The organism is Streptomyces sp. SA15, assembly GCF_002291145.1.
GTDB lineage: Bacteria > Actinomycetota > Actinomycetes > Streptomycetales > Streptomycetaceae > Streptomyces.
Genome location: NZ_NTGE01000171.1, coordinates 1 through 13,212 on the forward strand (window position 1 = coordinate 1; position 13,212 = coordinate 13,212).

The 13,212-nt window shown below is 73.5% G+C and carries 4 protein-coding genes; all 4 read left to right on the forward strand.

The genetic code is table 11. The features are described from left to right. Nucleotides 1–2,269 (forward strand): SDR family NAD(P)-dependent oxidoreductase (locus CLM62_RS38080; RefSeq protein WP_143659218.1); only part of this gene is annotated, 2,269 nt, incomplete at its 5' end. 207 nt (nucleotides 2,270–2,476) lie between these two features. Next, on the forward strand, nucleotides 2,477–10,141 hold the full coding sequence (locus CLM62_RS38085) for a beta-ketoacyl synthase N-terminal-like domain-containing protein (RefSeq protein ID WP_095754462.1): 7,665 nt from the start codon (nucleotides 2,477–2,479) through the stop codon (nucleotides 10,139–10,141). A gap of 31 nt (nucleotides 10,142–10,172) precedes the next feature. Continuing rightward, complete coding sequence (locus tag CLM62_RS38090) at nucleotides 10,173–11,792, forward strand: PfaD family polyunsaturated fatty acid/polyketide biosynthesis protein (protein WP_095754463.1); 1,620 nt, start codon at nucleotides 10,173–10,175, stop codon at nucleotides 11,790–11,792. Continuing rightward, on the forward strand, nucleotides 11,789–13,212 hold a 1,424-nt coding region (locus CLM62_RS38095; RefSeq protein WP_095754464.1), incomplete at its 3' end, for an acyl-CoA dehydrogenase family protein. The genes CLM62_RS38090 and CLM62_RS38095, both read left to right, overlap by 4 nt.

A 13,212-nucleotide genomic window follows, 5' to 3' on the forward strand; every position in this document is an offset into this window, starting at 1 on the left:
CCGGCTCGTCGCCGCCGGCTGGCAGCTGCGGGTGCTGCGGCTGCCCGGCGTGCCGCAGCGGATCAGCGGCGGCGCGGACGGCGCGCTCTCGAGCTGGGGCGCGGGCGAACTCGCCTCGCGCCTCGAGGAGCTGGGCACGGACCGAGTGCACCTTGTCCTCGGTTTCGCCGCCGCGGACTCTCTCGCCTGGGCCGAGGGCGTGCGCAGGCTCGCGCACACGCTGCTGATCGCCAAGCATGTGGTGGGCCCGCTGACGGCCGCCGCGGCGACGGGTGAGCGGGCCGCGTTCGTCACGGTCACCCAGCTGGACGGGACCTTCGGTCTCGGCGGGGTCGCCGAGGACGCGGTGCCCGCCGGAGGCGTCGGCGGTCTGGTGAAGACCCTCGCGGTGGAGGCGCCCGAACTCTTCTGCCGGGCCCTGGACCTGACGCCCGCGCTCGGTGCCGGGGAGGCCGCCGATCTGGTGCTGGACGAGGTGTACGACGCCGCGGCCGGACCGGTGCAGGTGGGCCGTGACGGAGTGCGCCGGGTCGCGCTGACCCTCGGCGAGGAGCCGGCCGCTCCTAGCGCGGACGCCGTGCCGCTCACCTCCGACGACCTGCTGGTCGTCACCGGCGGCGGACGCGGCATCACCGCCCGCTGCGCCTGGGCCCTCGCCGCCGCGCACCGTCCGGGGCTGCTGCTCCTGGGCCGTACGGCACTGGGTGAGGAGCCGACGTGGGCCCGCGGGCTGACCGACCAGGGCGCCCTGAAGGCCGCCGCCGTCGATCAGTTGAAGCAGGCGGACGAGAAGCCGACCCCCAAGCGTGTGGAGCAGCTCTACCAGGCGGTCGTCGGCGAGCGCGAGGTGCGGGAGACTCTGGCCGCGATCCGGGCCGTGGGCAGCGAGGTCGAGTACCTGGCGGTGGACATCACCGACGCCGCCGCGACCGCCGCGGCCCTGGCGCCGTACCAGGAGCGGATCACCGGTGTGGTGCACGGCGCCGGCGTCCTCGCGGACCAGCTGATCTCCGCGAAGAAGGCGGCCGAGATCGAGCGTGTCTTCTCCGTCAAGCTGGGCGGTCTGCGCTCGGTCGTCGCCGCGCTGCCCGCCGACCGGCTGCGGCACGTCGTGCTGTTCTCGTCGGTCGCCGGATTCTTCGGCAACCGCGGCCAGTCGGACTACGCCATGGCCAACGAGGTGCTCAACTCCTGGGCGGCCGCCTGGAAGCGGAGCCACCCGCAGACCCACGTGACGTCCCTCAACTGGGGCGCATGGGACAGCGGCATGGTGTCGCCGCAGATCAAGGCGGTCTTCGAGGAGCGCGGGATCAGCCTCATTCCTGAGGACACCGGAGTCCGGCTCTTCGCCGAGCAGTTCGCGCCCGAGCGCAGCGGTGACGTGGTCACGGTCCTCGGACCGACCACGCCCCTGTCCGAGCGCGAGCAGGCCGCGCCCGCGTCGCCGGTCGTCCTGGAGCGGGACCTGGCGTCCCTCATCGGCGAGCCGCTCGTCGCCGACCATGTCATCGGGGATGCGCCCGTGCTGCCCGCCGCGGCGGCCCTGGGCTGGGCGACGGGCGCCGTCGAGCGGCTGACCGGGAGCGGCGTCGCGGAGATCCGGGACTTCGCGGTCCACAAGGGTGTGATCTTCGACGACTCGCTCGACGGCAGCCGGTTCCAGCTCTCCTTCGACCCGACGCCCGACGGCGCCGAGGCCGACGTAGCGATCCGCTCGACCACTGCTGACGGGACGGTGCGCCCGCACTACGCGGCGCGGGTGCTCCTCGGCGGCGGCGCACGGCCGCAGCCGGAGCGCGTGACCGGGCTGCCCGCCCTGGGCGGCGGCAGCGACGCGCAGGCCCTCTACTCCGACGGCACCCTCTTCCACGGCGAGTCGCTGCGCGGTCTGCGCCGGGTGCTGCGGGACGACGAGTCGCGCCTGGTGATCGAGTGCGGGCTGCCGGAACACCGGCCCGCGGGCGGTGCGTTCGCGAGCAGCCGGTACGCGCCCGGCACCGCCGACCTGCTGCTGCAGGCCGCGCTGGTGTGGATGCGCCGGCACCGCGACACGGCGAGCCTGCCGATGTCGGTGGCGCGGGCCGACCTGTACGAGGCGCTGCCGGACGGCGAGCCGTTCGTCGTGGTCGTGGAGCCGGTCTCGGCGAACGGTACGTCCGCCACGGTCGACGTCTCGGCCTGCGCCCCGGACGGCCACGTGCTGCTCCGGTTCGCGGGGCTGTCCCTCGTGTCCACCCCGCAGCTGGCCGCCAAGTTCGCGAGCCGCTGAGCCGACACCCGGACTGGCGGGCCCGGCGGGTGGCCTCCTTGAGGCCCCCGCCGGGTCCCCGGAACCAGCGAGTGAGCCGTAGGGGCGCGCCGGTGTCGAGAGGCCGAACGCGCAAAGGCCCGAAGGGCTGAGCACGTTCGGGCTGTCGACACCGGCTGGAGCGCCCCGGAGGCGAACGAGCCAAAAAGAAACGAGGGACCAAGTTCCATGAGCAAGTTCGCGATTGTCGGGATCTCCTGCCTGTTCCCCGACGCCCGGACACCCGAGCAGTTCCGGCAGAACCTGCGCAGCGGCATCGACAGCCGCCGTGACGGCGGTGAGGAGATCTTCGGGGCGGCGCTCGACGAGCGCGACCTCGACCCCCGCCACCGCATCACCTCCCGGCGCGGCGGGTTCATCACCGACTTCGAGTTCGACCCCAGCGGCTACCGTCTGGACGCCGGCTACCTGGCGGGCCTCGACCGGATCTTCCACTGGTCGATGTACGCGGCCCGGGAGGCGCTGCGGGACTGCGGCCTGGCCGACCGGCCCGAGACGCTCTCCCGCACCGGCCTGGTGATGGGCAACTACTCCTTCCCGACGCCGACGTCGGCCGAGGTCAGCGTTCCGCTGGCGCAGGAAGCCGTGCTCGCCGGACTGCGCCGCGCGGGCCTGCCCGAGCTCGCCGCACTGCCGGGTGGGCGCCCACTGATCGACCGTCAGGCGGTCATACCGGAGAACCTGCGGGTGAGCGGATCGCCCGCCGCGGTCACCGCCGCCGCGCTGGGCCTCGGCGGACCCCGCTACTGCCTGGACGCGGCCTGCTCGTCGGCGCTGTACGCGCTCGGCCTGGCGTGCGGCCACCTCGCCTCGGGGCAGGTGGACCTGGTCTTGGCGGGCGGGGTCTGCGCCCCCGATCCGACACTGATCCACCTGTCGTTCTCCGATCTGCACGCCTATCCGGAGAACGGGTTCAGCCAGCCCTTCGACAGCCGCTCCGGCGGGATCGTCACCGGCCAGGGCGCCGGCATGGTCGCGGTGAAGCGCCTGGCGGACGCGCTGCGCGACGGCGACCGCATCCACGCCGTGGTGGACGGCATCGGGCTGTCCAACGACGGCACCGGACGCCACCCGCTCGTACCGCGCAAGAGCGGGCAGCTGGACGCGCTGGCCCGCGCCTACGCCGACGCCGGTGTGGACCCGGCGGACATCGACTACGTGGAGTGCCATTCCACCGGCACGCCGATCGGGGACGTGACCGAGGCCGAGTCCCTTGCCGAGTTCTTCGGCCCGTACGGCAAGGTGCCGCTGCTCGGCTCGGTCAAGGGCAACATCGGGCATCTGCTGACCGTGGCCGGTCTGAGCAGTCTGCTCAAGGTCGTGCTGGCCATGGACGACGGCACGATCGCGCCGACCATCGGCGTGGATCAGCCGATCTCCTCCCAGGACGGCCGGGTCGGCGGCGACGCACTGGTGCGGTCCGCCCGGGCCTGGCCCGAGGGGCCGAGTCCGCGGCGGGCGGCGGTCTCCGCGTTCGGGTTCGGCGGGACCAACGCGCACGTCGTGCTGTCGTCCCCCGAGGCGGTCAGCGCGCCCACTCCTGCCGAGTCGGCCGCGCTGCCCGCGCTGGACGTCGTAGGCCTCGGTGCGCACTTCGGGTCGCTGGACACCCTGGACGCCTTCGAGCGCGCCGTCCACCGGGGCGAGCACGACCTGCGGCCGCTGCCCGAGCGGCGGTGGCGGGGCCTGGACCGCACCGACGGCGGAACCCTCGAGGAGGCCGGGCTGACCGGCGGCGCGCCGCACGGAGCGTTCGTGGACGGCGTGGAGGTCGATCCCGTCCAGCTCCGGGTTCCGCCGTCCGACCTGCGTATCTACAACCCGCAGCACGCGCTGGTGACCAAGGTCGCCGACGAGGCGCTGCGCGACGCCGGTTACCGGCTGGGCGCCGGGGCGCGCGACACCCCCGAACCCCGGCGCGTCGCCGTGGTGGCGGTGACTGAGATCGAGCCGTACACGCATGCCCGGCTGAGCCGGTACGGGCTGGGGGCGTTCCTACGCCGCGAGTTCGACAAGGCCGGCGTCCAGCTGACCGAGGAGCAGCGGGCGGCGCTCACCGAGGTGTCCCGGGACGCCGTCGTGGACCCGATCGGCGCCAACGAAGTCCTCAGCTACATCGGCAATGTGATGGCCGGGCGGATCTCCTCCCGGTGGAACCTGACCGGCCCGTCGTTCACCCTCTCCGCCGACGGCGCGGGCACCGCCGAAGCTCTTGAGGTCGCGCGGCTGCTGCTGCTCGACCCGGATCTGGAGGCGGTGCTGGTCGCCGCCGTCGATCTGGCCGGCTCGGCGGAGAACCTCCTCGTGGGGCCCGCACTCGCGGCCGAGGCGGGGCTGGCGTTCAACGACGGGGCCCGCGGCCGGCGGGTGGGCGAGGGCGCCGGCGCCCTGGTCGTCACCCGTCCCGACGCCTCCCGGGGCCGGGTGTACGCCCGCCTCGACGGGGTGGCCGTGCGCTACGCCCCGGCGACCGGCTCGATGCCCGCAGCGTCCGCCGGACAGCTGGCCGAGGCCACGCGGGCGGCTCTGGACGAGGCGGGCGTCGCGGCCGCCGACGTGGGCTATGTGGAGGCCCACGCGTCCGGCACCGAGGACGCGGACCGCTCCGAGATCACCGCCCTGTCGCGGGTCTACGGAGCGGACGCCGACGGTACCGGCACCACCGCCCTGGGAAGCGTCAAGGCGCAGATCGGCGACACCGGCTGCGCGGCCGGGCTGGCCGGCCTGATCAGGGCCGTGCTGTGCGTACGGCACGCGTACCTGCCCGGCACCCCCGGCTGGAAGCGCCCCGCCGGCGATCTCGCCGACGCCTTCGCCGCCTCCGCGCTCTACGTACCGGACGCCTCGCGCCCCTGGCTGCGTGAGGAGGCGGACGGCCGCCGTCATGCCGCCGTCGACATGCTGGGCGCCTCGGGCTCCCATGCCCACGTGGTCCTCTCCTCCGTACCGGACGCGGAGCGCCCCCGCCGCAGCGCCGACTGGTACCGGGCGGGCGGTCCCGTGCTGCTGGCGCTCGGAGCCGGGACGCCGGACGGGCTGGCCGCGGAGGCCGAGCGGTACCGCGCGCTGCTCGACGACGGCGCCGACCCGCACGCTCTCGCCCGGGAAGCCGCCGGTGAACTCGGCGACAAGCGCCTGCGCGCCGTCCTCGTCGGCCAGGACCGCGAGGGGCTGGCACGGCAACTGGAGCTGGCGGCCCGGGACTTGCCCGTGGCGCACGCCGAGGGCAAGGAGTGGGCCACCCCGGCCGGCTCCTTCTTCACCCCGCGGCCCATCGGCCCCGACGGACGGGTCGCCCTGGTCTACCCGGGTGCCTTCAACAGCTACCCGGGCCTCGGCGCTGATCTCTTCCGCGCCTTCCCCGCCCTGCTCGACCGCTTCGAGCGGCAGGCCGCCCAGCCGGCCCGGATGCTGCGCGCCGCCCACCTGTATCCGCGCACCCGCGAGGCCCTCGACCGGCGTGGCCTGATGCGGCTGGAGGAGCGGCTCGGCGACGACGTCCCGTTCATGCTCGCCACCGGCACCAGTTTCGCGATCCTGTATACCGCACTGGTGCGGGAGGTCCTGGGCGTCACGGCGCACGGCGGGTTCGGCTACAGCCTGGGCGAGTCCAGCATGCTGTTCGCGACCGGGGGCTGGGACCCGGTCGGCCGCAGCGACTCGCTGATCAGCGACAGCCCGGTCTTCAAGGACCGGTTGTGCGGACCGCGGCGCACCGTGCGGGAGTTGTGGGGGCTGGGCGACGAGATCCCCGACGAGGAGGTGTGGGCCTCCCACGTACTGCTCTCGCCCGCCGGCCCCGTTCGCGAGGCGCTCGCCCGCTACGACCGGGTCCACCTCACCCATGTGAACACGCCGCAGGAACTGGTGATCGCCGGTGACCCGGCCCAGTGCCGGGCGCTGATCGGGGAACTGGGCTGCCGCGCGGCCCGCTCCCCGGTCAACGTGGTCATGCACTGCCCGGTGGTGGACGCCGAGTTCGACGGCCTGGCCCGGCTGAACGACTACCCCACCGGTTCCTTCGGGGACCTGGAGCTGTTCAGCGCCTACGACTACCTGCCGCTGCCCGCCGAGCGGCTCGGCGAGTCCCCGCGGCGCATCGCGACGACCCTGCGCTCGACGATCGACTTCCCCCGTCTGGTGGACGCGGCGTACGAGCGCGGCTACCGCTACTTCATCGAGGTGGGGCCGGGCGCCACCTGCTCCCGGTGGATACGGGAGACGCTCGGCGACGCACCGCACGTGGCCGCCTGCGTGGACCGCCGCGGCGTCCCGGCGACGACCCCGCTCGCCCACCTGATGGCCCGGCTCGTCGGACACGGGCTGCCGGTCGACCTGGCGGCCCTGCTGGGGACGGCTCAGGGCGAGCGGACGGCTCAGAGCGAGCGTCCCGCCGCCGTACCGGCCGCCCGTCGCCTGCCCGCGACCCGGGTTGGCCAGGGCGAGCCCATCCCGGACCGCATCGCCCGGGAGGCCGCCGCGGCCCTGGCCACGGGCCGCCCGGAAACAAACGCCCGGGCCCACACGCCCCACAAGACGGCCACGACCCCGACCACCGGCCACCCCCAACCGGCCACCCCGACCCACACACCCCACGAAACGGCCACAGCCCCGACCACCGGCCACCCCCAACCGGCCACCCCGACCCACACACCCCACAAGACGGCCCCGCCCCCGACCACCGGGCATCCCACACCGGCCACTCCCCAGCCGGTCACCCGCACGTCGGCCACGGCGCTGCCCACCGGGTCTGCCGGACCCACCGGGCCTGCCGGACCCACCACGCCCGCCGGACCCACCACGCCCGCCGGACCCACCACGCCTGCCGGACCCACCTATCCCGCCGCACCCGTCCCCACCCCCACTCCCGTCCCCGCCCTGTCCGTTCCGCCGGAGGAGCCATCCGCCATGCCCGCCGATCCGACGCTAGAGGTCTCCGAGGTGATCACCTTCGACGGGGACCCCATCACGGCCCTTCCCTGGGGCAGCCCGCAGCCACCCGTAGCCGGCGCCCCGACCGCGACGGCCCCGTCCGTGCCCGCCCTGCCCCCGGCAACCCCGTCGTCCATCACCCCGCTCGCAGCCACCCCACCCGCCACCGCCCCGGCCCCCGGACCGTCGGCCGGCCCGGGCCGAAGGCCCACCGCCGACCTGGTGCGGGAGCTGCGCCAGGGCATGCTGGCCGCCCACGGCGTCGTGATGGAGACGCACCGCGTCCTGCAGTCCGCGACCCTGGAGCGCGCCGAGGCCCTGCTCGACGCACAGTCGGCCGGCGCCCGGCCCGCCCCGGCGCCGCCCGTGACCGTGCACCGCCCAGCACCACCCGCCGTATCCCCTCCGGCCGCCGACCGCCCCGCAGCGCTGCCCGGCGGGTCCGCCACGACGCCCCCGCCGCCTCCGCCGCCCGCGACGCCACCGCAGGGCGAGGACCACGACGGCGTGATCGAGGGCGTCATCTGGGACGAGGCCGACCTGCTCGAGTTCGCGACCGGTTCCCTCGCCAACGTCTTCGGCCCCGAGTTCGCCGAGATCGACACCTTCGCGGCCCGGGTGCGGCTGCCGGCACCGCCGTACCACTTCGTCACCCGGGTCACCGAGCTGGACGCCAAGCCCGGTGTCCTCGAGCCCTCCCGCATCACCACCGAGTACCACGTGCCCGAGGACGCCTGGTACGCCGTAGACGGCGGGGTGCCGCCCGCGGTGACCGTGGAGTCGGGCCAGTGCGACCTGCTGCTCGTCAGCTACCTCGGCATCGACTTCCGCAACAAGGGCGAGCGGGTCTACCGGCTGCTCGACAGCTCGCTGACCTTCCGCGGCGGACTGCCCACGACCGGGCAGACGCTCCGCTACGAGATCTCGATCGACCGGTTCGTCCACCAGGGCGACACCACGATTTTCTTCTTCAGCTACGACTGCTACGCGGACGACGAGCTGATCCTCGAACTCCGGGACGCCTGCGCAGGCTTCTTCAGCAAGCAGGAGCTGGACACCCCGCTCGGCATCGTCCTCACCGACAAGGACCGGGCCCGCCGCGCCGCCCTGCCGAAGGGCACGTTCAAGCCCCTCGCCTACGCCCGGAAGCACCAACTGGACGCAGGCGACCTGGAGTTGCTCGCGCAAGGCAAGCCCGGGGAGGTCTTCGGCCCCGACCACGCGCAGGACCCGGGCATCAACCCGGCGCTGCGTCTGCCGGACGAGCGGCTGCGCATGGTCGACGAGGTCAGCATCGACCGCAAGGGCGGGCCGTGCGAGCTGGGCTCGCTCAGTGCCGTCAAGCATCTTCAGCCGGACGGCTGGTACTTCACCTGCCACTTCCCGGACGACCCGGTGCTCGCCGGTTCCCTGATCGCCGAGGGTGCCGTCCAGCTGCTGCAGATCTACCTGATGCACCAGGGCATGCACCTCACGCTGCCGGACGCGCGCTTCCAGACGGTGACCGACCGGCGCATCGATGTCCAGGTGCGCGGCCAGGTCACCCCGAAGGACGCCGAGATCCGCTACGAGGTGGAGGTCACCGAGCTGACCCTGCTGCCGAGGCCCACGGTGATCGCGGACGTCCTGATCTACCTCGGGGACAAGCCGGTGGTGCGGATGCAGAACCTCGGCCTGCAGATCGTGGAGAAGCCCGGCACGCCGTACCGGCCGGAGACCGGCGGCGTCCCGGAGTTCCTCGGCCGCCGCAACCGCGACGGCGAGCCCGCCATGATCAACGAACTGCACCTGGCCCACTCCGCCAAGGGCCTGCTGGACATGGCGATGGGCCCGGAATTCGAGATCTACCGCGACTCCCGCGCCCCCTACATCCCCAACGGCGACTTCCAGTTCGTCGACCGGGTCATGTCCCTCAAGGGCACGCGCGGCGACCTGAGCCCCGGCTCGGAGATGGTCACCGAGTACGACTCGCCGGACGACGCCTGGTACTACCGCGAGAACTCCTCGCCGTACATGCCGAACTGCGTGTACATGGAGAGCTCGCTGCAGGCCGCCATCTTCCTCGGCTACTACCTGGGCGCCACCCTGCGCGAGCCCGAGGAGGAGTACTCCATCCGCAACCTCGACGGCCGCGCCACGCTGGTCAAGGACATCGACCTGCGCGGCAAGACCGTCCGCCACCGCTCGAAGCTGCTGATGACGAGCGTGGTGTCCGGAGCGGTGCTGCAGAACTTCTCCTACGAGCTGTCCGCCGACGGCGAGGTCTTCTACACCGGCGAGTCGCTGTTCGGGTACTTCAACGCCGCCGCCCTCTCCAACCAGGTGGGCCTCGACAGCGGCACCTACGTCCAGCCGTGGATCGAGGCGGAGCAGCCGGCGGCTCAGCGCGTGAAGCGCATCGAGCTGGGCGAGGGTTCGCCCGTCTTCCAGGACCCCTCAGGTGAACTCCACCTGCCCGGCGGCCGGTTCGACCTGGTGGACCGGGTCGACCTGGTGGCGGACGGAGGCCGCCACGGCGCGGGCTACCTGCACGGGCACCGCGGGATCCGCCCCGACGAGTGGTACTTCGACTGCCACTTCCACCGCGACCCGGTGATGCCCGGCTCGCTGGGTGTCGAGGCGGTGCTGCAGGCGATGCGCCTGTTCGTCCTGGAGCAGAACCTCGCCGAGGGCATGCCCCGGCCCCGCTTCGCCATGGCCACCGACGTGGAGATGTCCTGGAAGTACCGGGGCCAGATCCTGCGCGACGACCGCGAGCTGTTCTTCGACGTGCACGTCAAGGAGGTCCGCAGGCAGGCGGACCGGCTGCTGCTGATCGCCGACGCGGATCTGTGGAAGCCGGGCCTGCGCATCTACGAACTCACCGACGTGGCCATCGAAGTCCGCCCCGAAGCCGACTGACGTCCGGCAGAGCCGAGGAGATCGTCTACCCATGAGCACGACACAGGCCCCGCTCCGCTGGTACGGAGACGGGTACCCGAGCGTCGATCCGGCCGGGATCCACCAGGTCCTGTCCCAGGTCGAGCAGCCCTGCTTCATCGTGTCCACGGCGCAGGGCATCGGCGCGGCCGCCGGAGGCACGGCCGCGCCTGGCGGAGACGGGCCGGGCATCCTGGCCGCCGCCCCCGCCCTGCCCCCGCACCGGCTCGGCTCCGTCGAGTTCCGCGTCGCGCACGGAGTACGGCAGTCGTACATGGCCGGCGCGATGGCCGGCGGTATCGCCTCCGCCGACCTGGTGATCGCCCTGGCCGAGCAGGGCTTCCTCGCCTCCTTCGGCGCGGCCGGCCTGCTGCCGCGGACCATCGAGAAGGCGCTGGCCCGGTTCGCCGCCGAGATCCCCGGGCTGCCGTACGCCGTCAACCTGATCCACAGTCCCAGCGAGGAACGGCTGGAGCGGGAGGCGGTCGAGCTGTTCCTGCGGCACGGCGTGCGGTGTGTGGAGGCCTCCGCCTTCCTCGGTCTGACGCCGCATCTGGTCCGCTACCGGCTGGCCGGGCTCAGGCGGGATCCCTCGGGCCGGATCGTGGCCGACCACAAGGTCATCGCCAAGGTGTCCCGGGCCGAGACCGCCGAGCGGTTCATGCGCCCGGCACCGGCCACATTGGTCGACACCCTGCTGCGGGACGGTCTGATCACCCATGAGCAGGCGCGGCTCGCCCACCACCTGCCGCTAGCCGACGACATCACCGTGGAGGCGGACTCCGGCGGTCACACCGACCGCCGTCCGCTCCCGGCGCTCTTCCCGGTGATCCTGCGACTGCGCGACCACATCCAGCACGAGCACCGCTACACCACCCCGATCCGGGTCGGGGCGGCCGGCGGCCTCGGCACGCCGACCGCCGTCGCCGCGGCCTTCGCGATGGGCGCCGCCTATGTGGTGACGGGTTCCGTCAACCAGTCGTGTCTGGAGTCCGGTACCTCTTCGGCCGCCCGCGCGCTGCTCGCGCAGGCGGACGTCACGGACTGCGTGATGGCGCCGGCGGCCGACATGTTCGAGATGGGCGTGGAACTCCAAGTTCTGCGCCGGGGCTCGATGTTCGCGATGCGGGCCCAGCAGCTGTACCGGCTGTACCAGGCGTACGACGGCCTGCACGCACTGCCCGACGAGGAGCGCGAGCGCCTGGAGTCCCAGGTCTTCCGGCGTCCGCTGGAGGACGTCTGGAAGGAGTGTGTCGAGTACTTCAGCCGGCGTGACCCCGACCAGCTGCGCCGGGCCTCCGACAGCCCCAAACGGAAGATGGCGCTGGTGTTCCGCTGGTACCTGGGCATGGCCTCGCGCTGGGCGGTGACCGGGCAGGCCGACCGGAAGGCCGACTACCAGATCTGGTGCGGCCCGGCGATGGGCAGCTTCAACGCCTGGGTCTCCGGCAGCTATCTCAAGACCCCCGAGAACAGGACGGTGGCCGATGTGGCGCACCATCTGATGCGGGGCGCGGCCTTCCACACCCGGATCGCCCAGCTGGCCACCGCGGGCGTGACCATCCCGGCGTCCGCGGCGGACTACCGCCCGGTGCCGATGGAGCCGGCCGCCCTCATGGAGGCCGCCGGATGAGCGGGCTGACACCGCGGGACGTGGAGAAGCTGCTCGGGGATCCCGGGGACTCGGGCAACCCGTACGGTTTCGCCGCCGCCGTCGCCCGGGACGAGGTCGACGCCCACCCCGACGACCTGTGCCGCGCGCTGGTCTCGGCGGGCTTCCACCTCAACTACCTGCCCGAGGAGTGGGGCGGTGCGTTCGACTCGTTCGACCGCAGCCTGACCCTGGTGCGCGCGGCGGCCCGCCGGGACGTGAACGTCATGCCGGGCACGATGTTCAGCATCATCGCCGCGACCTGCCTCCAGCTGCACGGCAGCGAGGAGCAGCGTCGGCGGGTGGCGGAGATCCTGAGCCGTGGCGGCTCGGTGGGGTTCGCCCTGACCGAGGCCGCGCACGGCAGCGATCTGCTGGCGGGCGAGGTGCGCCTCGACGAGGACGGGCGGCTGCACGGCGAGAAGTGGATGGTCGGCAACGGCATGCGGTGCGAGGCCGTCTACGTGGTGGCCCGCACCGGTGAGCGCGGGCCGGGCGCGTTCTCCGCATACCTGCTGGATCCCGAGGCGGACGGGCTGCTCCGCGAATCCGCCCCGCGCACCGGAGGCATGCGCGGCGTGGACACCGCGCGGCTGCGCTTCACTGGACTTCCGGTGCCCGAGGACGCCCTGGTGGGCAAGGTCGGCGAGGGCCTGGAAGTGGCCATCCTCGCCCAGCAGGCCGTCCGCCTGATGAGCATGGCCGGCAGCCTGGGCATCGCGGACAGCGCGCTGCGCCTCACCCTGGGCTTCGCCCACGAACGCCGTATCACCGAAGGGCGCCGCACCTCCGGCACGCCCCTGGCCGAGACACCCCACGCCCGCCGTGAACTGGCCGTCGCCTCGGCGGCGCTGCTGGCGGCGGACGCGGTCGCGCTGGCCGCCGCCCGGGGCGTCCACGTCGTACCCGAGGTGTTCAGCGTGTGGGCCCTGGCCGCCAAGCACGTGGTGGCGGAGGCGAGCGACGAACTGGTCCGGCGCTGCGCGACCGTGCTCGCCACCCGCTCGGTCCTGCGCGAACAGGCGCCGGGCGCTGGGCTGTTCCAGAAACTCCAGCGCGACACGGCGGTGGTCCGGGTGATCGACGCCAGCCCGCTGGCCAACCTGCGCGCCTACGCGGCCCAGATCCCCACCCTCGCCGTACGCGACGAGATGCCCGACCCGGACACCCTGCACCGGATCTTCGCCCTCGACGCCGAGCTTCCGCCGTATGAGCCCACCCGGCTGGACCTCGTCGCCCGGGGCGCGGACCCCGTCGTCGGCGGGCTGCCCGAGGCCGCCGACGCCGCCTGCGAGCAGCTCGCCGACCCGCGCACGGCCGCGCTCGTGCACAGCGCACGGCCGCGCTCGTGCACAGACTGGCCTGTGCCGTCGCCAGGTTCGGCCCCGAGGCCGCCGCCGTG